Annotated in this window: 22 protein-coding genes; 11 read left to right on the forward strand and 11 right to left on the reverse strand. The window is 63.7% G+C overall.

Annotation, left to right across the window (positions count from 1 at the left end; all coding sequences use genetic code 11):
* Positions 1-16: 16 nt before the first annotated feature.
* From FA04_RS08575 to FA04_RS08590, 4 genes are all read left to right on the forward strand, one after another.
* Positions 17-1,072, forward strand: coding sequence for a LacI family transcriptional regulator (locus FA04_RS08575; protein WP_034788411.1), 1,056 nt, complete (start codon positions 17-19; stop codon positions 1,070-1,072).
* Positions 1,073-1,184: 112 nt separating this feature from the next.
* Positions 1,185-2,807 carry an ABC-F family ATP-binding cassette domain-containing protein gene (locus tag FA04_RS08580; RefSeq protein WP_034788408.1) on the forward strand — a complete coding sequence of 541 codons (1,623 nt, stop codon included), beginning with the start codon at positions 1,185-1,187 and terminating at the stop codon, positions 2,805-2,807.
* Between the two features lie 234 nt (positions 2,808-3,041).
* Positions 3,042-3,497 (forward strand): hypothetical protein, encoded by a 456-nt coding sequence (locus FA04_RS08585; protein WP_127889099.1) that lies wholly within the window; start codon positions 3,042-3,044, stop codon positions 3,495-3,497.
* A gap of 170 nt (positions 3,498-3,667) precedes the next feature.
* Positions 3,668-3,865: a hypothetical protein gene (locus FA04_RS08590; RefSeq protein WP_064816996.1), complete on the forward strand. Its 198-nt coding sequence runs from the start codon at positions 3,668-3,670 to the stop codon at positions 3,863-3,865.
* 82 nt (positions 3,866-3,947) lie between these two features.
* Here FA04_RS08590 and gndA read toward each other — a convergent pair whose 3' ends face one another.
* From gndA to ccoG, 5 genes are all read right to left on the reverse strand, one after another.
* On the reverse strand, positions 3,948-5,378 hold the full coding sequence (gndA, locus tag FA04_RS08595; RefSeq protein ID WP_034788404.1) for an NADP-dependent phosphogluconate dehydrogenase: 1,431 nt from the start codon (positions 5,376-5,378) through the stop codon (positions 3,948-3,950).
* 180 nt (positions 5,379-5,558) lie between these two features.
* Positions 5,559-5,717, reverse strand: a complete 159-nt coding sequence (gene ccoS, locus FA04_RS08600; protein WP_034788403.1) for a cbb3-type cytochrome oxidase assembly protein CcoS — start codon at positions 5,715-5,717, stop codon at positions 5,559-5,561.
* Complete coding sequence (locus tag FA04_RS08605; RefSeq protein ID WP_034788401.1) at positions 5,714-8,002, reverse strand: cation-translocating P-type ATPase; 2,289 nt, start codon at positions 8,000-8,002, stop codon at positions 5,714-5,716. The genes ccoS and FA04_RS08605 overlap by 4 nt, the downstream gene beginning before the upstream one ends.
* Positions 7,999-8,511 (reverse strand): FixH family protein, encoded by a 513-nt coding sequence (locus FA04_RS08610; protein ID WP_034788399.1) that lies wholly within the window; start codon positions 8,509-8,511, stop codon positions 7,999-8,001. Before FA04_RS08610 ends, FA04_RS08605 begins: the two co-directional genes overlap by 4 nt.
* Positions 8,508-10,082 carry a cytochrome c oxidase accessory protein CcoG gene (gene ccoG, locus FA04_RS08615; RefSeq protein WP_034788396.1) on the reverse strand — a complete coding sequence of 525 codons (1,575 nt, stop codon included), beginning with the start codon at positions 10,080-10,082 and terminating at the stop codon, positions 8,508-8,510. Before ccoG ends, FA04_RS08610 begins: the two co-directional genes overlap by 4 nt.
* Before the next feature lie 227 nt (positions 10,083-10,309).
* On the opposite strand from ccoG, the gene FA04_RS08620 reads away from it, so the two are divergent.
* The 5 genes from FA04_RS08620 to FA04_RS08640 all read left to right on the forward strand — a co-directional run bounded on the left by FA04_RS08620 (position 10,310) and on the right by FA04_RS08640 (position 14,688).
* A complete protein-coding gene (locus tag FA04_RS08620; protein ID WP_090425676.1) occupies positions 10,310-11,788 on the forward strand; it encodes an alanine/glycine:cation symporter family protein in 1,479 nt (492 codons plus the stop codon).
* Positions 11,764-12,597 carry a helix-turn-helix domain-containing protein gene (locus tag FA04_RS35060; RefSeq protein ID WP_234798743.1) on the forward strand — a complete coding sequence of 278 codons (834 nt, stop codon included), beginning with the start codon at positions 11,764-11,766 and terminating at the stop codon, positions 12,595-12,597. The genes FA04_RS08620 and FA04_RS35060 overlap by 25 nt, the downstream gene beginning before the upstream one ends.
* A 64-nt stretch (positions 12,598-12,661) precedes the next feature.
* Positions 12,662-13,072, forward strand: a complete 411-nt coding sequence (locus FA04_RS08630) for an SRPBCC family protein (RefSeq protein WP_034788394.1) — start codon at positions 12,662-12,664, stop codon at positions 13,070-13,072.
* Between the two features lie 4 nt (positions 13,073-13,076).
* On the forward strand, positions 13,077-13,430 hold the full coding sequence (locus tag FA04_RS08635; protein ID WP_034788390.1) for a VOC family protein: 354 nt from the start codon (positions 13,077-13,079) through the stop codon (positions 13,428-13,430).
* A gap of 361 nt (positions 13,431-13,791) precedes the next feature.
* Positions 13,792-14,688, forward strand: a complete 897-nt coding sequence (locus tag FA04_RS08640) for a hypothetical protein (protein ID WP_034788387.1) — start codon at positions 13,792-13,794, stop codon at positions 14,686-14,688.
* 34 nt (positions 14,689-14,722) lie between these two features.
* Here FA04_RS08640 and FA04_RS08645 read toward each other — a convergent pair whose 3' ends face one another.
* Positions 14,723-15,526, reverse strand: coding sequence for a helix-turn-helix transcriptional regulator (locus FA04_RS08645; protein WP_034788385.1), 804 nt, complete (start codon positions 15,524-15,526; stop codon positions 14,723-14,725).
* Positions 15,527-15,630: 104 nt separating this feature from the next.
* Here FA04_RS08645 and FA04_RS08650 point away from each other — a divergent pair, with 104 nt between their 5' ends.
* On the forward strand, positions 15,631-17,184 hold the full coding sequence (locus FA04_RS08650) for an MFS transporter (protein ID WP_082572762.1): 1,554 nt from the start codon (positions 15,631-15,633) through the stop codon (positions 17,182-17,184).
* A gap of 377 nt (positions 17,185-17,561) precedes the next feature.
* Here FA04_RS08650 and ccoP read toward each other — a convergent pair whose 3' ends face one another.
* From ccoP to ccoN, 4 genes are read right to left on the reverse strand one after another with little or no spacing between them, the layout of a single operon-like run.
* Entirely contained in the window at positions 17,562-18,425 is an 864-nt protein-coding gene (ccoP, locus tag FA04_RS08655) for a cytochrome-c oxidase, cbb3-type subunit III (protein ID WP_034788383.1), read from the reverse strand.
* A 4-nt stretch (positions 18,426-18,429) separates the two neighbouring features.
* Positions 18,430-18,582, reverse strand: coding sequence for a CcoQ/FixQ family Cbb3-type cytochrome c oxidase assembly chaperone (locus FA04_RS08660; protein ID WP_034788377.1), 153 nt, complete (start codon positions 18,580-18,582; stop codon positions 18,430-18,432).
* Positions 18,583-18,594: 12 nt separating this feature from the next.
* Complete coding sequence (ccoO, locus tag FA04_RS08665) at positions 18,595-19,326, reverse strand: cytochrome-c oxidase, cbb3-type subunit II (RefSeq protein WP_034788367.1); 732 nt, start codon at positions 19,324-19,326, stop codon at positions 18,595-18,597.
* A 13-nt stretch (positions 19,327-19,339) separates the two neighbouring features.
* A complete protein-coding gene (ccoN, locus tag FA04_RS08670) occupies positions 19,340-20,968 on the reverse strand; it encodes a cytochrome-c oxidase, cbb3-type subunit I (protein ID WP_034788365.1) in 1,629 nt (542 codons plus the stop codon).
* 187 nt (positions 20,969-21,155) lie between these two features.
* On the opposite strand from ccoN, the gene FA04_RS08675 reads away from it, so the two are divergent.
* Positions 21,156-21,656: a hemerythrin domain-containing protein gene (locus FA04_RS08675; protein ID WP_051659130.1), complete on the forward strand. Its 501-nt coding sequence runs from the start codon at positions 21,156-21,158 to the stop codon at positions 21,654-21,656.
* A gap of 93 nt (positions 21,657-21,749) precedes the next feature.
* On the opposite strand, the gene FA04_RS08680 is transcribed toward FA04_RS08675, so the two are convergent.
* Entirely contained in the window at positions 21,750-22,460 is a 711-nt protein-coding gene (locus tag FA04_RS08680; protein ID WP_034788334.1) for a PAS domain-containing protein, read from the reverse strand.
* Positions 22,461-22,570: the final 110 nt, after the last annotated feature.

Consider the following 22,570-nt stretch of genomic DNA (forward strand, 5'->3'; position numbering starts at 1 on the left):
TGGGCGGGTGACGGCAATGGACAACAAGACGAAAAACAGGCCGCAGAGACTGCCGGATGGAGCCCGTCCGACACTGAAGACGATCGCCTTCATGACCGGGCTCGGCATCACTACGGTTTCGCGGGCGTTGAAGGATGCGCCCGATATCGGTGCGGAAACCAAGGAGCGTGTGCGGCTCGTCGCCAAACAGATCGGCTACCAGCCGAACCGCGCCGGCGTGCGCCTGAGAACCGGCAAGACCAATGTCATCAGTCTCGTATTGACGCTGGAAGAAGAGATCATGGGCATCACCAGCCCGATGGTCGTCGGCATCACCGAGATCCTTGCCGGCACGCCCTACCACCTGGTCGTCACCCCCTATAGCGCCGTCAAGGACGCGCTGGCGCCGATCCGCTATATCCTCGACACGGGTGCCGCAGACGGCGTGATCATTTCGCGCACCGAGCCGCACGATCCGCGCGTGGCGCTGCTCACCGAACGCGGACTGCCCTTCGTCACGCACGGCCGCACCGAAATGGGGATCGTTCACCCCTATCACGACTTCGACAACGAGCGTTTCGCCTACGAGGCGGTACGCAAACTGGTGGCGCGCGGCCGGCGGAAGCTGGTGCTGCTCGAGCCGCCGCCGCACCTCACCTTCTATTCACACATGCGCGCCGGTTTCGAGCGTGGGCTTCGCGATTTCCAGGCGGATGCAGTCGGCTTCCACCAGACCAACATTGACCATTCGCTGGTCGAGATCCGCGACGCCTTCGAGCCCCTGATGCGCTCGGCGGACGCGCCCGACGGCATCGTTTCGGGCAGCGGCTCCGGTGCGATCGCTTTGATTGCCGGCCTGGAAATGGCCAAGAAGAAGCTCGGCGAAGACTGCGACATGGTCTCGAAGTCACCGAGCGACTTCCTGCGCTGGCTGCGCCCGGAAGTCATGACCATGTACGAGGACATCCGCGTGGCCGGTCGGGAACTGGCCAAGGCAGTCATCGGCCACATCGACGGCCAGCCGCCAGAAACGCTGCAGAGCCTCAGCCAGCCCGAGTTCCAGCCGCCGATCACGCGTGGCTTGCGCGCCTAGGAACGGCTGAAAACAGCCCTCAAGTCTTGCTTGTGACGCAGAAACCTGCGACAGGCCGGGGCAACAATTGGGCGCGACTGCGCCCCGCTCCTCCCTTCAGGCTACCGCAGACATGATCCGTATCGAAAACATCAGCAAGCAGCTCAGCCACCGCATCCTTTTCATCGAAGCCTCCGCCGCGCTTAACCGCGGTGAAAAGGTCGGCCTCGTCGGCCCGAACGGCGCCGGCAAGTCCTCGCTCTTTCGCATGATCACCGGCGAGGAAATACCGGACGAAGGCCAGGTCGCCGTCGATAAGGGCGTCACCATCGGCTACTTCAACCAGGACGTCGGCGAGATGTCCGGCAACAGCGCTGTTTCCGAAGTGATGAACGGCGCCGGACCGGTGAGCGAAGTCGCCGCCGAGCTGCGCGAGCTCGAAGCCGCCATGGTCGATCCGGATCGCCTCGACGAGATGGACGCGATCATCGAGCGCTACGGCGAGGTGCAGGCACGCTATGAAGAGCTTGACGGCTACGCGCTGGAAGGCCGCGCCCGCGAAGTGCTGGCGGGCCTGAGCTTTTCCCAGGAAATGATGGACGGTGACGTCGGCAAGCTCTCGGGCGGCTGGAAGATGCGCGTGGCGCTTGCCCGCATTCTCCTGATGCGGCCGGACGTGATGCTGCTCGACGAACCGAGCAACCACCTGGATCTCGAAAGCCTGATCTGGCTCGAAGACTTCCTCAAGAACTATGACGGCGCGCTGATGATGACCTCGCACGACCGCGAGTTCATGAACCGCATCATCACCAAGATCATCGAGATCGACGGCGGTCAGCTCAATGCCTACTCGGGCGACTACGGCTTCTACGAGCAGCAGCGCGCTCAGAACGAGAAGCAGCAGCAGGCGCAGTTCGAGCGCCAGCAGGCGATGCTCGCCAAGGAAATCAAGTTCATCGAGCGCTTCAAGGCGCGCGCCTCGCACGCCTCCCAGGTGCAGAGCCGGGTAAAGAAGCTCGAAAAGATCGACCGGGTCGAGCCGCCGAAGCGCCGCCAGACCGTCGCCTTCGAATTCCGCCCGGCGCCGCGTTCCGGCGAAGACGTCATCAACATCAAAGGCGTGCACAAGAAATACGGCAGCCGCAGCATCTATGAAGGTCTCGACTTCATGGTGCGCCGCCGCGAGCGCTGGTGCATCATGGGCATCAATGGTGCCGGCAAGTCGACGCTTCTGAAGCTCGTCGCCGGTTCCACCGAGCCGGACGAAGGCAATGTCGCGCTCGGCGCCAGCGTCAAGATGGGCTACTTCGCCCAGCACGCCATGGACGTGCTCGATGGCGACCGCACGGTGCTGCAGCAGCTCGAAGACACCTTCCCGCAGGCGGGCCAGGCGCCGCTGCGCGCGCTTGCCGGCTGCTTCGGCTTTTCCGGGGACGATGTCGAGAAGAAGTGCCGGGTGCTTTCCGGCGGCGAGAAGGCGCGCCTGGTGATGGCGATCATGCTGTTCGACCCGCCGAATTTGCTTGTTCTCGACGAACCGACCAACCACCTCGACCTCGACACCAAGGAAATGCTGATCAAGGCGCTCGCGGACTACGAAGGCACGATGCTGTTCGTTTCGCACGACCGCCACTTCCTCGCAGCCCTTTCCAACCGTGTGCTGGAGCTGACGCCCGAGGGCATCCATCAGTATGGCGGCGGTTACACGGAATATGTCGAGCGGACCGGCCAGGAAGCGCCGGGTCTTCGCAGCTGAAGCAAAGCAAGCTGGGCGTCGCGCGCCGGCGCCCAGCATTTCGCAGTCACCGCCTTCCTCGGCGGGACCGAGGACCTGCAAGCAGAACCCAAACGCATAACGCGACCCTGCTCTAAATCGGTACTGAAAAAACTAGGTTCTTGTGGCGCTGCCGTGGCAACGCCCACCGATCCTAACTTATCGCGCCGTGAAATCGATGGGACTTTGGTCCGACTCTTGCTGCCAAAGGTCTGAGTGTCATTGCCGCGCCATGCACCGGTCACATATTGCACGGGCTGGGGCGCCATCGCAGCAAACAAAAAAGCTGCCAATCACTTCAGACAGGTGATGTTCGGCATGACATCGAGAATTGCATGGAAAGACAGGCTGACTGACCGCGCGTGGGCCTTCCTGTCCAATCCCTTGACCATCGGCATCTATCTTGCGTTCGCCATGCTTTGCGCCTTCGTCGGCAGCGCAACGACCGGTGTCCCGGCCTATCTGCTTATGGCCATCGGCTTTCTGCTGGTGATCTTTGTCGATCCGCCAATGAGGCTGGGTAGGCTGCGGCAACGGCGCCGCAGCTCGTCACCGGCAAACACGGTTACGCCATTCCCGCGTCGAGCGGATGAGCGCGAAACGATGCGGGGTTCGCAGCGCCCTGGCGAACGCAGCCGAATCCGCGACGACCGCCACGCTTCTCGGCGCTAGCCGCGCCCGCCAGGGGTCTTTAGGACAACTGGCGTCACGCGGTGCACAAGCCTCAGCCCGCAACAATCGGCCCTTTCGGCCGCTTTCCGTCTGACGTACATTCCCATGAACGGACGCATGACGTCCACGGTGCAGCCAAGCCATCCAGCATGAGATGGCGATGAAAGCGCGTGGGCACGATGAAGACGAAACACTACGTGCTGCAAATCTTTCGCGCCGCCTTCACCGACAGGCTGGTGCTGATCATCGTTGTGCTGATGATTGCCTCGCTTTTCACCGTCCTGCCGATCAAGTCCTGTTCCAATCCCACCGCGTCAGGCGGCGGGGGAACCACAGAACGATCTGTACCCGTCTCGATGACAGGCTAGCACCCCGTCCACGCAAAACGAGGCCCAAACGAAAACGGGGCGACCCGAAGGCCGCCCCGCATTGATCTGATTACCCGAACGGTCAGGCGTTGAGGCCGCTGCCCCACGGGCCATGATGGCTGTCGGCACCGTCGACGCGGTCAAAGCCATGGGCGCCGAAGAAGTCGCGCTGCGCCTGGATGACATTGGCCGTGCCGCGGCCGCGGCGGTAGCTGTCGAAGTAGCCGAGTGCGGAAGCGAGTGCCGGAACCGGCAGACCGCCGAGTACTGCGGCCGAGACGACGCGGCGCAGTGCCCCGTCGGTGTCCTTCACCATGGCGGCAAAGGCCGGCGTCACGATCAGGTTGGCGGCGTCAGGCGCCTTGGTGAAGGCGGTGGTGATCTCGTCCAGGAACTGCGAACGGATGATGCAGCCGGCGCGCCAGATCTTGGCGATCGTCGGCATCGGCAGGTTCCAGTTGAACTCCTTGGACGCCGCCGACATCACGGCAAAGCCTTGCGCATAGGCGCCGATCTTGGCGGCAAGCAGCGCGCTTTCGAGATCCTTGATGAAGGCTGCCTTGTCGGCGACCTTGAACTCGCCGACTTGGGGAAGGCCAAGGATCTTTTCGGCCGCTTCGCGCTCGTCCTTCATCGAGGAGATGCTGCGGGCTGCAACCGCCGCCTCGATGCCGGTTGCCGGCACGCCCATGTTCTGCGCCTCGATCACCGACCACTTGCCGGTGCCCTTCTGGCCAGCCTTGTCGAGGATCAGGTCGACGATCGGCTTGCCGGTCAAAGGATCGGCAGCCTTCAGCACCTTCTCGGTGATCTCGATCAGGTAGGAGTTGAGGCGGCCCTTGTTCCAGGTGCCGAAGACTTCGCCAATCTCGCTCGCCGACATCTTCAAGCCGTCGCGCAGGATGCCGTAGATTTCGGCGATCATCTGCATGTCGGCATATTCGATGCCGTTGTGGATGGTCTTGACGAAGTGGCCGGCGCCGTTTTCGCCGAGCCAGGCGACGCAAGGCACGTTGTCATACTTGGCGGCGATCGAGGTCAGCACGGTCTCGACGCGCTTCCAGGACTCTTCCTTGCCGCCGACCATGATCGACGGACCGTGGCGCGCACCTTCCTCACCGCCGGAAACACCCATGCCGATGAAGGTAAGACCCGAATCCTTCAGCGCCTCGAAGCGGCGCATCGTGTCGCGGAAGTTGGCGTTGCCGGCATCGATCATGATGTCGCCCTTGGCGAGATACGGCTTCAGGATTTCCATCTGCTGGTCGACCGGCTCACCGGCCTTGATCATGATGATGATCGGGCGCGGCGGGCGGATGGCGGCGACAAACTCTTCAATGGTGTCGCAGGGCACGATCTGGCCCTGGAGGTCGCCGGCCTCCGCGTAGAATTTGTGCGTCGCTTCGACGGTGCGGTTGAACACCGCGATCTTGTTGCCTTTTTCAGCGATGTTGAGCGCCAGGTTCGAGCCCATGACGCCGAGACCGATTAGGCCGATTTCCGCCTGTGACACGTGATTGCCTCCATTGGACAGAAGTGCCGGGCGCGATCGGGATAAACGCGTCTGTGCCGGCCCTTCGAATTGAACTTCGCCCCCTCGCGCGGGGCTCTGTCGAAGGCCCAGGCGCGAGAAGCGACGGCGGAGGTTGTTTTGGCATTCAAATCGATTAAGGACAAGTGATTACTGACGAAATCACTTCTTTTCAGGCTTGCCATCGCCATCGTCGAGCACCCGCCAGGAGGCGCCTTCGAGGTCTTCGTATTGGCCGCTCTTCAGTGCCCAAAGGAAGGCGGCGAGGCCAATCCCACCGAGAAACAGCGCTATGGGAATGAGATAGATCAGCGTGTTCATGAGGCGCTCCCGACCGGCCGCAGCGTGACAGGTGCCTTCTGTTCGGCGACCTCCGTGACATTGCCGGTCGCCGCGCGCAGGCGCAAGGCGTTGGCAACGACGATCACCGACGAGGTCGACATGGCGACGGCCGCGATCAGCGGCGTGGCATAGCCGAGGATCGCGATCGGGACGGCGATGACGTTGTAGCCGATCGCCAGGGCAAAGTTCTGGCGGATCAGCCGCCCGGCCCGGCGCGACGTATCGATCGCCATCGGCACGGCGTTCAGCCCCTGGTGCAGGAAGACGAAGTCTGCCGCCTGGCGGCCAACATCGGCGGCCGTTGCCGGCGCCATCGAGACGTGCGCGGCGCGCAGCGCCGGCGCGTCGTTGATGCCGTCGCCGACCATCAGCACCCGGTGACCGCCCTCAGCGGCGGCCGCACATTCATCGACCTTGCCGCGCGGCGTCAGTTCCGCCTTGAAGCGCTCGATGCCGGCCCGCTTGGCGAGGGCGGAGACGACCGGCGCCCGGTCGCCCGAAAGAATGCCCGTCGAAAGACCGAGCCGTCCAAGTTCCTCGATGCTCTCGCGGGCGAACGGCCTGAGCCGGTCCTCGAAGCGGAAGCAGGCGAGTTCGCGGCCATCGAGCGACAGGATCACTTCCGACTGGCCGGTCGCCTCGCCGGCATCGCCGCAGGCAAAGGCGCGGCTGCCAAGCCGGTAGAGACCGGCTTGCGTCTGAGCTTCAATGCCGGCACCGGGGATTTCGCGGATGTCGCCATTGACGACGGGCGCGATCGCCGCCGCATCATGAATGGCCATCGCCAGCGGATGGCGCGAATGCACGGCGAGCCCCGCCGCCGTCGCGAGGATCGATGGCTGAATGTCCCCGCCATTGACGAGCCGCGGCTCGCCAACCGTGAGTGTTCCGGTCTTGTCGAGCAGCACCGTATCGATCTCGGCAAGCCGCTCCATCGCCGAGCCGTCCTTGACCATGACGCCGTTCTGGAAGAGCCGTCCGGCGGCAATCACCTGCACGACAGGTACCGCAAGCCCGAGTGCGCAGGGGCAGGTGATGATCAGCACCGCGACGGCGACCAGCATCGCATGATGGAAATCGCCGTTGACGAACATCCAGCCGATGAAGCTGACCAGAGCCAGCAAATGCACCGCCGGCGAATAATATTGTGCCGCGCGGTCGGCGATGCGGCGGTAGCGCGCCCTGCCCCCTTCGGCGGCTTCCATCAGCCCCATGATCTCGGCAAGCAGCGAGTCGCGTGCCGCCGCCATCGCCTCGATCGTCAGCGGTCCGGTGAGGTTGAGCGTACCCGCCTCGACGGCGTCGCCGACCTTGACCGGCGCCGGCGCGCTCTCCCCATTGACGATCGAGCGATCGAGATCGCTGGTGCCCATGAGGATGCGGCCATCAACGGGGATGCGCTCGCCGGCAGCGATCGCCAGTTTCTCGCCTGGCTTGATCTCGTCGACAGGGCGATACTCGCGTCCGCCGTCAGCATCCACCACCATGGCGCCGCGCGGCGAAAGCCTCGCCAGGCTGCTGATCGCCGAGCGGGCGCGCCCGCGCATCATGTGGTCGAGCGTGCGGCCGATCAGCAGGAAGAAGAGCAGCATCACCGTGCCGTCGAACCAGGCATGGGTGCCGTGAGTGATCGTCTCGTAGAGCGAGATCGAATAGGAGAGCGTTATCGCCAGCGCAATCGGCACGTCCATGTTGGTACGGCCGTGCTTCAGCGCGTTCCAGGCGGACGCATAGAAGAAGCGTCCGGCATAGATCAGCGTCGGGGCGGCAATCAGCGCCGAGATCCAGTGAAAGAGATCGCGGGTCGCCGCCTCCGCCCCCGACCACACCGAGACCGAAAGCAGCATGATGTTGGCCGAGGCAAAACCCGAGACGGCAACGGCGCGCACGAGCTTCTTCAGCGTCTGATCGCCGTCTTCCTCGCCCGGCGCGAAAAGATGGGTCTCGTAGCCGCGCGAACGGATGGCCCGCGCCAGTTCCCGCGGATCGGTACGGGCGCCATTTACCTCTTCCTTCCAGATGATCGACACGCGCCGGGACGAAAGGTTCACGCGCGCCCGGTCAACCTCCGGCCGTGTCTTCAAAGCGCCCTCGAGCGTAGTAATGCAGGCGCCGCAATGCACGCCGGGCACGCTCAAATCCGTCTGGCGCAGGCCGCCGCCGAGCGACCGGCTCATCAACCACAGCTCTTCCGTTGTCGGCAGTCCCTGCCCGGCCCTGTCGACCTCCAGAGCCATTTCGGTTCCGGGAGCACAGCAGCTCATTTCGCAGCTCCCGGCACCATGAAGCGGATGGCCTGGCGGTAGACGACGGTCTCGCCGGAGGTTGCGGTGATATCGGCGATCCACTGGCCGCGCTTCAGCGCGGTTGCGGCAACGAAGACGCCCTCGCCCTGATGCGCCATCTCGACCGTGACGTCCTCATGCTCCTCGACCGGGCGTTTCAGCACAGCCACCACCTTGTCGGCAGTCATCTCCGGGTTGCCCCGGCGCGTCAACGTGTAGCGCAGCGCCTCGTTTTCGACGCTGAGCTTGCCGTCGAGGCCATCGGCGACAAAGGCCTTCGCTTCCTTCACCTTGCCGTTGAACTGCTGGCTCGCGACATAGGTGTTTTGCACCACCAATCCGCTCCAGCTATGGCTGGCGTTCCAGGCCATGATCAGATTGACGGTGATGATCGTGCCGAAGAACAGCACCATGACGCCGAGCATGTGCCAGCCGGTGAAGGGCCGCGGTGCCTTTGCCTGTTTTGCCCCTGCCTGGTTTATCGTCATTTTGCGGCTCCCGGGCTGTTGAAGTTGGCCTTGTAGACATCGCGCTCATGGCTCGACGGATCCTCGACGATCAGGCTGAAACCGTCGTCCGCCTCGCCGAGCTTGTCCTTTGGCAGCGTCACGAACACCTTGACTGCCGTCACCTTGTCCGGATCGACGCCGAGGGCGAAGGTCCGGCCGTCGCCCGCCGCCTGGCCGGCGATGCGCATGGTCGCAGAGGGCATCCCGTCGATTGCGAGCGTGATCGTGCGTTGTTCGGGGATCATGTTCAAGAGCTTGACCATGTAGCCGTTGCGCACCGAACCATCGGATTCGACGACGAACTGCGGGTTGCGGTCGTGCAGCACGTTGAGTTCCAGCCGGTCGCGCGACAGGAGCGCATAGAGCAGACCGATACCGACCAGCGTCCAGACGCCGAGATAGACGAGCACACGGGGCCGGAAGACGATCTTCCAGTTGAAGTGGCGAACCTTGTCCGAAAATGCGCCGTCGGCGTTGCGCACCCGACCCGGATCGATCGCCGCCGTACCGCCATTGGTGGCCAGCGCCATGTTGGCGGCATAGTCGTTGAGCGTCGCATAGGAAATCAGCCCGCGTTCACGGCCGAGCTTGTCCATGACACCGTCGCAGGCATCGATGCAGAGCGCGCAGGTGATGCATTCGAGTTGCTGGCCGTCGCGAATGTCGATGCCCATCGGACAGACGACGACGCAGGCGTTGCAATCGACGCAATCGCCGACGGCCTCCCCGGCAGCGACGGCCTTTTTCTGGTGGCGCGAGCGCGGCTCGCCGCGCCAGTCGTTATAGGTCACGACCAGCGAGTTTTCGTCGAGCATTGCCGCCTGGATGCGCGGCCACGGGCACATATAGGTGCAGACCTGCTCGCGCATCAGTCCACCGAAGACATAGGTCGTCGCCGTGAGAATCGCGACGGTCATGTAGGCGACCATGGGCGCTTCCAGCGAAACGAAGCTTTTCAAAAGCGTCGGCGCATCGGCGAAATAAAAGATCCAGGCGCCGCCCGTGGCGATGCCGATCATGATCCAGATCGAGTGCTTCGACACCCGCTTGACGATCTTGTCGAACGTCCAGGGACCGGCATCGAGCTTCATGCGGGCATTGCGGTCGCCTTCGATATAGCGTTCGACCACCAGGAAGAGATCGACCCATACCGTCTGCGGACAGGTATAGCCGCACCAGGCGCGGCCGACGGCAGACGTCACCAGGAACAGGCCGAAGCCGGCCATGACGAGCAGGCCTGCGACGAAGAAGAACTCCTGCGGCCAGATCTCGATGAAGAAGAAATAGAAGCGCCGGGCGGCGATATCGACGAGCACAGCCTGGTCCGGCGCATGCTCGCCACGGTCCCAGCGGATCCAGGGCGTCAGGTAGTAGATGCCGAGGGTCACCAGCATCACCAGCCACTTGAAGCGGCGGAAGCTGCCTTCGGCACGCTTCGGGAAGATCTTCTTGCGCTTTTCGTAGAGCGGCTTGCGCACATGCGCCGCATTGACCGGTTCGGCCTCGTGACGTTCGACGGAGGCTGGATTTGCGGCGGATTGTGGGCTCATTTGTGGGAAATCCCCGGATATGTCATGTATTGCACCACGTTTTGCCTGATTTGGCGGCCGAAAACGTTGATCTGTGTCAAGTTTGCGGGCTAAAGCGCCAGCATGCGGCGAAAGGTCCAGGCGCTCGAAAGAGATGCCAGGCTCAAAAGTAGTAAACGGCCTTTCCCATTCGATCCGCACCGCGGTTCGCCACATCACCACACCTTGCAATACCAATGAGGAACCGCATGGACACGATCATCGGCTTTCTGAACACGATCTTTTGGGGCTACGTGCTGATCTACGGCCTGCTCGCCGTCGGCATCTACTTCACCCTGCGGCTCGGCTTTCCACAGATCGTGCATTTCGGCGAGATGTTCCGGGTCTTAAGCAGCGGCGGCTCGAAGGATGCGGCCGGTATCAGCCCGTTCCAGGCGCTGACCGTCAGCCTCGCCTCGCGCGTCGGCACCGGCAACCTCGCCGGCGTTGCCGTTGCGCTCTATCTCGGTGGTCCCGGTGCCACCTTCTGGATGTGGATGGTGGCGCTCGTCGGCATGGCGACGGCCTATGCGGAAAGCGCGCTGGCGCAGCTCTACAAGGTGCGCAACGAAAACGGTCAATATCGCGGCGGTCCCGCCTTCTACATCGCCCGCGGCCTCAACGCGCCCTGGGCGGCGACGATCTTCTCCGTCTGCCTGATCCTCTCCTTCGGCCTCGTCTTCAACGCCGTGCAGGCCAATTCCATCGCGGACGCCGTCCAGGGTGCGTTCGGTGTGCCCAAGATCGCCGTCGGTATCGCGGTTGCGACCATCTCCGGCATCGTCATCTTCGGCGGCATCCGCCAGATCGCCCGCGTCGCCGAAATCGTCGTGCCCTTCATGGCGATCGCCTATCTCCTGACCGCGATCTACGTGCTCGTCGTCAACGCGTCGATCGTGCCGAGCGTGCTGTGGACGATCATCTCCAGCGCCTTTGGCCTGCAGGAAGCGGCAGGCGGTGTCGCCGGCGGCGTCACGGCTGCGATGATGAACGGCGTCAAGCGTGGCTTGTTTTCCAACGAAGCCGGGATGGGCTCGGCCCCGAACATCGCGGCCGTCGCCACGCCCGTGCCGCATCACCCGGCATCGCAAGGCTTTGTGCAGTCGCTCGGCGTCTTCATCGATACGATCCTGATCTGCACCGCGACCTCGGTCATGATCCTGCTGTCGGGCACCTTGGAACCCGGTTCCGGCGTCACCGGAACGCAGCTGACGCAAGCGGCCATGAACGTGCATATCGGCTGGGGCGGCAGCTACTTCATCGCCGTCGCGATCTTCTTCTTCGCCTTCACCTCGATCATCGGCAACTATTCCTATGCGGAGAATGCGCTCACCTATCTCGGCGGCGCCAATCGCGTCGGCGTTCTGGTCATGCGCTGCGCCGTGCTCGTCATGGTCGTCTGGGGCGCGTCCGAAAGCATCACCACCGTGTTCGACGCGGCAGACGCCTCGATGGGGCTGATGGCAACGATCAACCTCATTGCCATCGTGCTCCTCTCCGGTACCATTGCCAAACTGACGAAGGACTATTTCGCCCAGCGCCGGCAGGGTCTCGACCCGGTGTTCCATGCGGCCGACTATCCGGAGCTGCAGGGCCAGATCGACGGCGAGATCTGGTCGCGCCAAGAGGCGGCCGGCACGGTCCGAAGCGTGGAGGACAAGGCATGGACGGCGCCCACGGGCCGCTGAGACAGACGGAGCCGGCTCCGGCAGAGCCGACACTGGCCAAGCGGCGCGGTATCTATCGAGAGTATGCCGCGCCCGGCGCACTCGTCGGCCATGTCGAATGCCTCTGGCGCCACCAATTGCCGGAGGGGACGGCCGCACCCATCGCGGTCGTGCCCGACGGCTGTGTCGATATCCTCTGGTCCAGGCACGGCCTGGCGGTTGCCGGGCCTGACCGGGTGGCCGCTTTCCCCGTCTTCGCGCCGGGCACCGACATCATCGGCCTGCGCTTCCGCCCGGGCATCGCGGCATCCTTCCTGCACACATCGCTTTCGCAGATCATCGGCGCGGTCGTTCCGCTCGACGCCTTCTGGGGTCCAGCCGCGCGCAAACTCGAAACCAGGATTGAGGACGCGCCCGATGCGGTCCACCGCGCCGAGATGCTCACGGAAGCGGTGCTTGAGCGCCTGCCGGCCGTCTCGCCGCCATCAGGCGATATCGCCGCCACCCTCGCCCATCTGCGGCAGAGCCATGGCTCGTCCGACAACAACCCCATCCGCGCCCTCGCTACCATCACCGGCACCAGTGAAAGGACGCTGAGGCGCCGCTGCCACGAGCATTTCGGCTACGGCGCCAAGACGCTCGACCGCATCCTGCGCCTGCAGCGCTTCCTCGGGGCTTGCCAAAGGGACCCCTCCGCCACGCTCGGCCTGCTTGCGCTCGATGCCGGCTATGCCGACCAGGCGCATCTGTCGCGCGAGGCCAGGCAGCTGACCTCGCTCTCACCCGCCGAAATCCGCCGCCAGCTCGTCGGTGACCGGCGGGCGGCCTGACTGGCCGTTTCGTTCAAGACCGGTCGGGCGACCCGTGCTACTCCGTCATGCAGGAGAACAAAGCATGTCAACACTTGAAGCAAAGATCGTTCACACCACCATCGACCGCGACTGGCGCGACGTCTATGCCTTCATGGCAAAGCCCGAGAACATGCCGCGCTGGGCGTCCGGCCTGTCGTCGGGCTTGACCCGCGAGGGTGATCACTGGCTGGCGCCGGGTCCGCTCGGTAATGCCCGCGTGCGCTTTGCGCCTGACAACGCCTTCGGCGTCACCGATCATCTCGTCACGCTGGAAGACGGCACAGAGGTCCACAATGCGCTGCGCGTCGTGCCGAACGGCGACGGCGCGGAGGTGATGTTCACGCTGCTGCGGCAGCCGGGCATGAGCGCCGAACAATTTGCCGGCGATGCCGGCTGGGTGGCGAAGGATCTCGCCACCTTGAAATCGATCATGGAATCCGGAGAAGACAGGTAGAAAAATGGGTAACAAGGGCAACGACAGCCGCATCGACTATGTCGAGTTCAATGTCTCCGACATCGCCGCCACCAAGGCCTTCTACGGCAGCGCCTTCGGCTGGACCTTCACCGACTACGGCCCGGAATATTGCGAATTCCAGGACGGCCGACTGACCGGCGGCTTTACCACCACCGGCCCCGTCGGCAGCGGCGGACCGCTGATCATCCTCTATGCCGACAAGCTCGAGGATATGCTCGCCCGCGTCGAAAAGGCCGGAGGCAGGATCGTCAAGCCGATCTTCACCTTCCCTGGCGGAAGGCGCTTTCATTTCGCCGACCCGGATGGTTACGAACTGGCGGTCTGGTCTGCGCAGTAAGCAGGCCCATGAAGGCGCGGCACTGAAACGACCCTTAGACACTGGCGAACGGCCGCTCCCCTCTCGTCCCTCATCTCTGTGCTCGTCACAGAGATCAAGCGGCCGTGCGTCTGCAGGGCAGAGATGCCAAATAAAAATGCCGGCACCCGCCCTTCTCGCGCCGCCGACGCGGCGCGACCGGATTTCTGTGACGAGCACAGAAATGAGGGAGATGTTGGTGAGGCCGTCACATTGGCTGACCAGCAGCTAGTCGGTCCATTGCAACCGCACCGATTCCCTGTGGACACGCGCTCCCGCTTTACGCCGGTTTAATCTCTACACGTCAGAATTGCGCGCGACGAACACGAGGGCGCGCAAGAGCATGGCCGACACGCATGATTTTCTGAAGAACTCGGTCATCATCGGCGCCCATCCCGATGACGAGTTGCTGTGGTTCACCTCGATCCTCCGAAAAGTCGACGAGGTGATCATCCTTTACCGCGATATCTGGTCGGAGCCGCAGATGGGCGACGCACGCGCCGCTGCGATCAAGGCCTACCCCCGCGGCAACGTGCGCTTTCTGGAAATGGAAGAAACCGGCTCCTTCGATTGCGCCGACTGGACGAACCCGAAGCCCGGTCCCTTCGGAATGGAGTTCGGCACCGAAGGCACACGCCGCGAAGCCAAGCGCATCGTCAAGAAATCGCTGTCGCAGATCATGCCCGGCAGCTTCCGCCACTCCACCCGGCCGATCGCCCAGGCTTACCGGGACAATTACGAAACGCTCTATCGCACGCTGCTGCCGCTCCTGAAGCCCGACATGAACGTCTTCAGCCACAATCCCTGGGGCGAATACGGCCATGAGGATCACGTCCAGGTCTTCCGGGTGCTGGACCGGCTGCGCGACGAGATCGGCTTCAAGCTCTGGATGTCGAACTATTGCACCGAGCGCTCCATGCCGCTCGCCATGCAGTATTTCAGCCGCAGGCCGCAAGACTATATCCGTCTGCCCGCCGACAAGGGCTTCGCCGAGCAGGTGGCAAACATTTATCGCCAGCACGGCTGCTGGACCTGGCGCGACGACTGGATCTGGTTCGACGACGAATGCTTCATGGAAGCGCCGTCGAGCAAGCCGGAAAGCGGCGGTTTTCACCTCCTGCCGATGAACCTTTTCAACTTCGGCACGGTCGTGAGAAAGCCGGTCAACACCTCGCTGCTGCTCGGCACGGCGCTATCGAGCGTCGTGGTCGGCGCCACCATCGCCGCAGCCCTCGAATAAGAAGGCCCGGCGCCTGCTGCTTCGGGCGTCGCCGTCAGGCAAGCGCCGGTTCGGCGAAGTAAACCACCATCCGCAGATGCCGGTGCTCGTCCACAACCAACGTCTCGTGGCGGAAACGCAGGCGCCCGCTCCCGGCATCGATCAGGGACCCGATCCCGCGACGGACCTCGTCAATGCCAGGCGCTGCCCACCAGCGCCTGAAATCGGCCGACAGGTCCTTCAGGCTTTCGACCAGGGCCAGCATCGACGGATCATCCGGCGCCACGGCAAAATCGTATCGGAACTGGGCAAGCAGCTTCGGCGCGTCCTCGCGCCAGGCGGGCATGCGCCTCCGTATCTCGGGATCGGCAAACACCATTTGCAGGATATTGCCAAGCTCCGGCTGCCGGGCGCTAAAGCCGAACAGAGCGTCTGCCGCAGCGTTCCAGGCAACGACATCCCAGCGCAGGTTGATCACATGGGCCGGCCGGACCGTGAGCTCGTCCAGCAACGTCTGGATCAGCGGCGAAACGGTGACGCGATGATGTGCCTCCGGCGGTGGCGGCCGCTTGTGGGCAAGCAGGAACAGATGGCTGCATTCGGCGTCGTCGAGCTTCAGCGCTCGCGCCACATTCAGCAGGAACGCCTCCGACACTTTGATGTCGCGCCCTTGCTCGAACCACGTGTACCAGGTGAGCCCGACACCGGCGAGCGCTGCCACCTCCTCCCGCCTGAGGCCCGGGGTGCGCCGCCGCCCGGTGAAGGCAAGGCCGGCATCGGCCGGCGTCAGCTTCGCCCTGTGTCTCGTCAAAAACTCCGACAGCTCGTTCTTGCTTCGCTCAAGACTTCGTTCGTTCACGCTATTGCTCTCAGTAATAGGATAACTACTTAAATTGTAACAGGATGACTGTGCCCTGAAGATGTGGTCTCCGCAACCAGCCCAAGCGAAGACGGAGGCCACTTTTGACAATTCTCAGCGACCGACCATCCCACCTCACCGACCATGCCGATCCGGGTGAAACGCGCGCGGGCCTGCGAGAATGGGCCGGGCTCGCCCTGCTCGCGCTCCCCACCATCCTGCTCGGGCTCGACCTGACGCTGCTGCATCTCGCTTTGCCGGCGCTCGCGGCGGATCTGAAGCCCACCAGCACCCAGGCGCTCTGGATCGTCGACGCCTACGGCTTCATGATCGCGGGCTTTCTGATCATGATGGGAACGCTCGGCGATCGCATCGGTCGCCGCAAGCTCCTGATGCTGGGCGCGGCCGCCTTCGGCGTCGCCTCGGTGCTTTCGGCCTATTCCACCAGCGCCACCATGCTGATCAGTGCACGCGCGGCACTCGGCGTTGCCGGCGCAACGCTGATGCCGCCGACCCTGGCGCTGATCAGCAACATGTTCCTGAACCCGCACCAGCGCGCGCTTGCGATCGGCGTCTGGGCGACCATGTTCGCGCTCGGCATGGCCGCGGGGCCGATCGTCGGCGGCATCCTGCTCGAACGTTACTGGTGGGGGGCTGCCTTCCTCGTCGCACTGCCGATCGTCGGGCTGCTGCTCATCGTCGCGCCGTTTCTGCTGCCGGAATATCGTGCCCCGCAATCGGACCGCCTGGACATGGCCAGTGTGGCGCTGTCGCTGGCGGGGCTGCTGCCCATCGTCTACGGCATCAAGCAGATCGCCAAGGATGGCCTTGGGCTCGGCGCCACCCTCGGCCTGACCGTCGGCCTCGTCGCCACGCTCCTCTTCATCCGGCGACAACGCCGGCTTCGAAGCCCGCTGATCGACCTCGAGCTCTTCTCCGACCGCGCCTTCCGCACCGCGCTGTTGATCCTCCTGATCGGCCTGACGGCTGTCGGCGGCACGATGCTGCTCATCACCCAGTATCTGCAGCTTGTCGTCGGGCTTTCTCCGCTGTCGGCGGGCCTGAGAATGGGCCCCTCGGCGCTCGCCATGCTTTTGGCCGGCATCACCGCACCGCTCATCGCCAGGCGCTTCGGCCCCGGCCCCGTGATCGCAGCGGCGCTGGCGCTCTCCGTGGTCGGCTACCTCCTGCTCGCCCAGCTCGGCCATACGCCATACGGGGTCGGGCTGGTAACCGCCGCATTTGCGCTCGTCTATCTCGGCCTTGGAACCATTGCCGCGCTTGGCACCGATCTCGTCGTCAGCGCAGCGCCCGCCGAAAAGGCCGGAACGGCCTCGGCCCTCTCCGAAGTGGTGCAGGAACTCGGCCTTGCCGTCGGCATCGCCACGCTCGGCAGCCTGACCACCGCCGTCTACCGCATCGAAATGGCCGGCCAGACGCTGATCCCCGGCGAGATCGGCGACAGGCTGTCGGACAGCCTCGCCGGCGCCGTATCCGTCGCGACCGAGCTACCGGCGGGCATGCTGGAGCAAGCCCAGGCCGCCTTCATGACCGGCTTCAACGCAGCCGCCGCCGTTTGCGCCGTCGCCATCGCGATCATGGCGACGCTTGCCGTGGTTTCGTTGCGAAGGCGTGTCGGCGAAAAGGCGAGATCTTGAGAGGACACGTCGGCCAATTCATTGACATCTTCCCTCAATGACGAAACGCTCCAGATGAAAAAGGCCGCGCCATTTGGCGCGGCCTTCTCGACTGGATGGATGAGAGCTGCCCCTCACTGTCCTGCCGGACATCTCTCCCCGCCTGGCGGGGAGAGAAACGCTGGGGCACCCGCCCGGCATCAAGCCTGAAAAGCCTGAGCGGTAGCCCACTCAAGAACGTGATGGGCGGCTCCATCGCCAACCTTACGTTTAACCTGGCGAGGCCAGCGCGGCTTACGCCCTTCTCCCCGCCCGGCGGGGAGAAGGGCCAGCAGGCGAATGAGGGGCGCCACCATCACCTACGGATGAGTGGCAGGTCCGCAAGCCCCTCGTTCCTCTTACTCGCCGCCACCCAGCGAATGCACGAAGATGGCGAGCTGCTTGACGGTGGTGTCGCCGAGGCGTGGTAGCCAGGCGGGCATGACGCCGTGCTTGGGCGCCTTCATCTGGGCGACGATCGCCTGTTCGCTCGAGCCGTTGAGCCACAGCGCATCGGCAAGGTTGGGCGCGCCGAACTCGCGGTTGCCCTTGGCGTCGGCACCGTGGCAGGAGGCGCAGTTTGCCTCAAACAGCGCCTTGCCCGGCTCTACCATGGAGGCATCCGACGGCGTGCCGGTGAGGCTGACGACATAGGCCGCCGTCTGCTTGATCTCTTCCGGCTGCAGGATTTCCGCGAAGGACGGCATTTCCGAGACGCGGGTGTCGTCGTCGCCGTTATAGCGGATGCCGTGGGCGATCGTCTGGTAGATCTCTTCGGGCTTCCCACCCCAGAGCCAGTCGTCGTCGTTCAGGTTCGGGAAGCCGGCAGAACCGGCCGCACCCGAGCCGTGGCACTGGGCGCAGTTGACCTTGAAGGCCGAGGCACCGCCGGAAACGGCGAAGTGCTGCAGCTGCGGATCGGCCATGATGTCGGCGAGCGAGCTCGACGCGATCTTCTCGATGTTGCCGGCCTGCGCTGCCTTGGCGCTGGCAAGCTCCGCACTCACCTCGGCGCGGCTCGAATAGCCGAGCACGCCCTTGGTGGCGTCGGTCAGAAGCGGCACGGCCGGATAGACGATCATGTAGCCGACCGCCCAGACGATGGTCGCGTAGAAGGTATAGACCCACCAGCGCGGCATCGGATTGTTAAGCTCGCGGATACCGTCCCATTCGTGGCCGGTGGTCTCGACGCCGCTGATTTCGTCGACGTGTTTGTCCGCCATTCTATTAATCCTCCTTCAGGGGGATGGCTGCGGCATCATCGGCGGCCTTCTTGGCGCCGGGCCGGAAGATGAAGGCGACGACGCCCAGGAAAAAGAGCGTCATGGCAAGGAGCGCCCAGCTATCGGCGAACTGGCGCATGGCCGTGTAGGTTTCCATGGTGCGGTCTCCTTAGCGATAGCCGGTGGTGTCGTCATAGGTGGAGAAGTCGACCAGCGTGCCGAGCATCTGCAGATAAGCGATGAGCGCGTCCATCTCCGTCAGCTTCTGCGGATCGCCGTCGAAGTCGCCGAGCTTGGCCTTCGGATAGCGGCCCTCGACGCCGGACGTGTCGGCGTTCGGATCTGCCTGCGCCTTGATGTCGGCAAGCGCGTTGTCGATCATCTCGTCCGTGTAGGGCACGCCGACCGCCTTGTTGGCCTTGAGGTTCGCGGCGATGTTGTTCACATCGAGCGGCGTCGCCTTGAGGAAGGCGTAGCTCGGCATCACCGATTCCGGCACCACCGAGCGCGGCTCGATCATGTGCTGCACGTGCCACTCGTTGGAGTAGCGGTCGCCGACGCGCGCCAGGTCCGGCCCAGTGCGCTTGGAGCCCCACTGGAACGGATGGTCGTACATGGATTCCGCCGCCAGCGAGTAGTGACCGTAGCGCTCCACTTCGTCGCGGAACGGGCGGATCATCTGGCTGTGACAGACATAGCAGCCTTCACGCACATAGATGTCGCGGCCGGCAAGCTCCAGCGGCGAATAGGGACGCATGCCCTCCACCTTCTCGATGGTGTTTTCGAGGTAGAAGAGCGGCGCGATTTCCACGATGCCGCCGACAGAGACGACGAGCAGCGAGCCGACGAGCAGCAGGGTCGCGTTGCGTTCGAGCGTCGCGTGTTTGTCGAGAATGGACATTCTCTATGCCCTCCTATTCCGCAGCCTTGAGCGCGGGCGTCGCACCGAAGATCGGGGCTTCATCGCGCACGCGGCCGAGGATGGTCATGGTTACGTTGAAGGCCATGAGCAGAGCTCCGGCGAGGAAGAGTGCGCCGCCAAGGGCACGCAGCACGTAGTAGGGAACCATGGCCGCGACCGATTCCGCGAAGGAATAGACGAGGAAGCCCTGGTCGTCGTACTCGCGCCACATCAGGCCCTGCTGGATGCCGGCAACCCACATGACCGCCGCGTAGACGACGATGCCGAGGGTGGCGAGCCAGAAGTGCCAGTTGACCATGCGCACGCTGTAGAGGCGCTCGCGGTTCCACAGCTTCGGAACGAGATAGTAGATCGCGCCGAAGGTGATGAGGCCGTTCCAGCCGAGCGCGCCGGAATGCACGTGGCCGATGGTCCAGTCGGTGTAGTGGCTGAGCGAGTTGACCGTCTTGATCGACATCATCGGACCTTCGAAGGTCGCCATGCCGTAGAAGGCAACGGCCATGACCATCATGCGGATGATCGGGTCGGTACGGATCTTGTCCCAGGCGCCCGAAAGCGTCATCAGGCCGTTGATCATGCCGCCCCAGGAGGGCATCCAGAGCATGACCGAGAACACCATGCCGAGCGTCTGCGCCCAGTCGGGCAGCGCGGTGTAGTGGAGGTGGTGCGGACCCGCCCAGATGTACATGAAGATCAGCGACCAGAAGTGGATGATCGACAGGCGGTAGGAGTAAACAGGGCGATTGGCCTGCTTCGGAATGAAGTAATACATCATGCCGAGGAAGCCGGCCGTCAGGAAGAAGCCGACGGCATTATGCCCGTACCACCATTGCGTCAGCGCATCCTGCACCCCGGCAAAGGCCGAGTAGCTCTTGGAGCCGAGGAAGGAGACCGGAACCGCCAGGTTGTTGACGATGTGCAGCATCGCGATCGTGACGATGAAGGCGAGGTAGAACCAGTTGGCCACATAGATATGCGGCTCCTTGCGCGTCAGCAGCGTGCCGAGAAAGACGGCGAGATAGGCGACCCAGACGATCGTCAGCCACAGGTCCACATACCATTCCGGCTCCGCGTATTCCTTCGACTGGGTGATGCCCAGCAGATAGCCGGTGGCGGCCATGATGATGAAGAGCTGGTAGCCCCAGAACACGAACCAGCCGAGATTGCCGCCGAAGAGGCGGGCACGGCTGGTGCGCTGGACGATGTAGAAGGACGTTGCGATCAGCGCGTTGCCGCCGAAGGCGAAGATGACCGCCGAGGTGTGCAACGGCCGCATGCGGCCGAAGTTGAACCAGGGCTCGATGTTGAGGTCCGGGAAGGCAAGCTGGAGTGCAACCACGACACCGACGAGAAAGCCGACGACGCCCCAAAAGACGGTGGCGATCACGCCGTACTTGACCACCTCGTCAAAATACTCCGACTGGGGTGGCGGCGGTGACGCCCTGCCCGCGGAAGCCGGGCTGAACTCGATGCGGCGCATCAGGAGGATGGTGCCGGCAAGAAGCGTGAAGAACAGCACCCACATATGGGCTTCGAAGTGCCGGTCCTGGGCAAACCCGGCGCCGACAAGCGCCAGGAATGCACCGACCCCGAGCAGGATCATCTCGAATGTGTATTTCATGGTTGGGTCCCCAACTTTATCCGAACGCACGCGACAACACCCCGAAACGAGGGGTGTCACCGCAGCTTGCCCGAAAGTGTCAGAATCGGGGCAGCCCGGCCTTGATTCAGATCAAGGCTTTGTCACCTCGTTTGGATCATCCTCGGCAAACAATAGGGAGCGCCGTGGGAGCTGGCGTCTGAAGCCGATGAAAAAGACTTTTGAAGACGGACGAATCCGCAGCCGGCTGGACCCGGCCCCCCGGCGGGAGTCCGTGGCCGAGCCGTTTGCCTGGCTTGCCCGCGCCCACGAGGAGCAGCTTGCGCTCTGCAATTGCCTGGAGGAAATCGCCGACAGCCTGCCTGCGGAAATCGACCGGCAGAAATGCCTCTATGCCGCAAAGGTGCTGGAGCCGCTGATCCGCGAGATGCACTCGGGCGAAGAAAACCTCGTCTTCTCCTGGATCGAACGCACCTACCGCGGCGATCCGACGCTCGGCGCGACGCTGGAGCGGCTGAAATACGAACATTGCGAGGACGAGTGCTTCGCCGAGGAGCTGACCGAAATGCTGGAGCGCCTCGGCGCTGCCGACCAGACGGTCAATGCCGAGACCGCCGGCTACATGCTGCGCGGCTTCTTCACGAGCCTCAGGCGGCACGTCGGCTTCGAGCAGGAATGTCTGCGCAGCATCACCGCGCCGGTCGGGTGAACCGGCCTTCGCGGCAGGTGGACATGCAAGGCGGCCGTTACCCGGCCGCGCTCCCCTCATGCATTTTCGATTGATACCGCCGGAACCGGCGCCTCAGGCCGCGATCGCGCGGCGGCGGTCGGCATGTTCCTGGATCACTAGAATAGCGCCGATGAGCTTGCCGGTGCTCGACATGCACGGCGTCAGCCGGCAGCGCACGACGACCGTGCGCGCGTCGACCGTCTTGGCGAAGGTGTAGTCCACCACTTCGCCGGCGAAACACCGGTCGAGATAGGATTTCACCCGGAGCTCGAACCGCTGGATGCCGATGAACTCGACGATATGCCGGCCGATCAGGTCCATCGGGCGGCTTTCCAGATGCTCGGCATTGCGCGGATTGGTGTAAAGATAGCGGTAGTCGGGCGTGATCACCGCAAGCCGGTCCGGGAAGCTGTCGAGGATCGCCTCGTTGAGCAATCCTTCGTCCGCCCTGCCCTTGTTCGGCTGCGCCGGCAGGCGCTCCAGTTGCAGGTCGGCGAGGTTCTCCGCACCGGTCGCCGCGAAGTAGCGATTGATCAGCGATTGCAGCAACTGCGAATGGCGCAGCACGCAGGAAATGTCGTCGGCTTCGACGCGCAGAATGTCGATCAGGAACTGAAACTGAAGCCGGGCATCTTCGACGCTCACCGCCTTCTCGTCGTAGACGGATCTCAAGATCGGATCCAATTCGCGATCCAGAATGCTGATCAAATGCTCGTCTGCCGTACGAACGGCATACTGCAGCTGCGAATATTTGAACCAGAACAGCTCAATCAGTGCGTTCAATTCGAAACCCCAATTCCCCCACGGCAAAACCGCTTCGATGCACTTACAAAACAGGCGTAGATGCTCAGGACACTGATCTGGTTCTTGACGTTTCCCCCACCACTTCCGCG

The organism is Ensifer adhaerens (assembly GCF_000697965.2).
In the GTDB taxonomy this organism is placed as follows: Bacteria; Pseudomonadota; Alphaproteobacteria; order Rhizobiales; family Rhizobiaceae; genus Ensifer; species Ensifer adhaerens.

What these genes read in the sequence shown, in the direction of transcription:
- FA04_RS08605 (WP_034788401.1), bottom strand. Translation starts at nt 8,002, where the DNA reads ATGAGCTGCTGTGCTCCCGGAACCGAAATGGCTCTGGAGGTCGACAGG.
- FA04_RS08635 (WP_034788390.1), top strand. Translation starts at nt 13,077, where the DNA reads ATGGGTAACAAGGGCAACGACAGCCGCATCGACTATGTCGAGTTCAAT.
- ccoP (WP_034788383.1), bottom strand. Translation starts at nt 18,425, where the DNA reads ATGGCGGACAAACACGTCGACGAAATCAGCGGCGTCGAGACCACCGGC.
- FA04_RS08660 (WP_034788377.1), bottom strand. Translation starts at nt 18,582, where the DNA reads ATGGAAACCTACACGGCCATGCGCCAGTTCGCCGATAGCTGGGCGCTC.
- ccoG (WP_034788396.1), bottom strand. Translation starts at nt 10,082, where the DNA reads ATGAGCCCACAATCCGCCGCAAATCCAGCCTCCGTCGAACGTCACGAG.
- FA04_RS08610 (WP_034788399.1), bottom strand. Translation starts at nt 8,511, where the DNA reads ATGACGATAAACCAGGCAGGGGCAAAACAGGCAAAGGCACCGCGGCCC.
- FA04_RS08675 (WP_051659130.1), top strand. Translation starts at nt 21,156, where the DNA reads ATGAAAAAGACTTTTGAAGACGGACGAATCCGCAGCCGGCTGGACCCG.
- ccoO (WP_034788367.1), bottom strand. Translation starts at nt 19,326, where the DNA reads ATGTCCATTCTCGACAAACACGCGACGCTCGAACGCAACGCGACCCTG.
- FA04_RS08580 (WP_034788408.1), top strand. Translation starts at nt 1,185, where the DNA reads ATGATCCGTATCGAAAACATCAGCAAGCAGCTCAGCCACCGCATCCTT.
- FA04_RS08620 (WP_090425676.1), top strand. Translation starts at nt 10,310, where the DNA reads ATGGACACGATCATCGGCTTTCTGAACACGATCTTTTGGGGCTACGTG.
- FA04_RS08640 (WP_034788387.1), top strand. Translation starts at nt 13,792, where the DNA reads ATGGCCGACACGCATGATTTTCTGAAGAACTCGGTCATCATCGGCGCC.
- ccoN (WP_034788365.1), bottom strand. Translation starts at nt 20,968, where the DNA reads ATGAAATACACATTCGAGATGATCCTGCTCGGGGTCGGTGCATTCCTG.
- ccoS (WP_034788403.1), bottom strand. Translation starts at nt 5,717, where the DNA reads ATGAACACGCTGATCTATCTCATTCCCATAGCGCTGTTTCTCGGTGGG.
- FA04_RS08575 (WP_034788411.1), top strand. Translation starts at nt 17, where the DNA reads ATGGACAACAAGACGAAAAACAGGCCGCAGAGACTGCCGGATGGAGCC.
- FA04_RS35060 (WP_234798743.1), top strand. Translation starts at nt 11,764, where the DNA reads ATGGACGGCGCCCACGGGCCGCTGAGACAGACGGAGCCGGCTCCGGCA.
- FA04_RS08630 (WP_034788394.1), top strand. Translation starts at nt 12,662, where the DNA reads ATGTCAACACTTGAAGCAAAGATCGTTCACACCACCATCGACCGCGAC.